The organism is Polaromonas sp. P1_G1 (assembly GCF_056405595.1).
The window spans coordinates 1-351 of sequence record NZ_JBFUBU010000327.1 but is presented as its reverse complement, the minus strand read 5'-3'; the positions used below and the strand labels follow the sequence as shown (position 1 = coordinate 351).

At 57.5% G+C, this 351-nt stretch carries 1 protein-coding gene; it reads right to left on the bottom strand.

Going from position 1 to position 351, the window contains the following annotated elements; genetic code table 11:
* Positions 1-351 (bottom strand): MFS transporter (locus tag AC1D1Y_RS27065; protein WP_477685048.1); only part of this gene is annotated, 351 nt, incomplete at both ends.

The window sequence follows — 351 nt, the reverse complement described above, 5'->3', positions numbered from 1 at the left end:
GTGCGTGTTCCGCCACATAGGTCGCAGCACCACCGTACTCACCACCAAGCGCCAGACCCTGCAGCAGACGCAGGGCAATCAGGATGACGGGAGCGGCCACGCCAATCGAGGCGTAGTTGGGCAAGATACCCACGATGAAGGTGGACAAGCCCATGATCAGGATGGTCACCAGGAAGGTGTACTTGCGACCAATCATGTCGCCCAAGCGGCCGAAGAAAATGGCACCGAAGGGGCGCACGATGAAGCCGGCAGCAAACGCCAACAGCGCAAAAATGAAGGCAGAGCCTTCATCCAGACCACTGAAAAACTGCTTGGCGATGATGGCTGCCAAAGAACCGTAGAGGTAGAAGT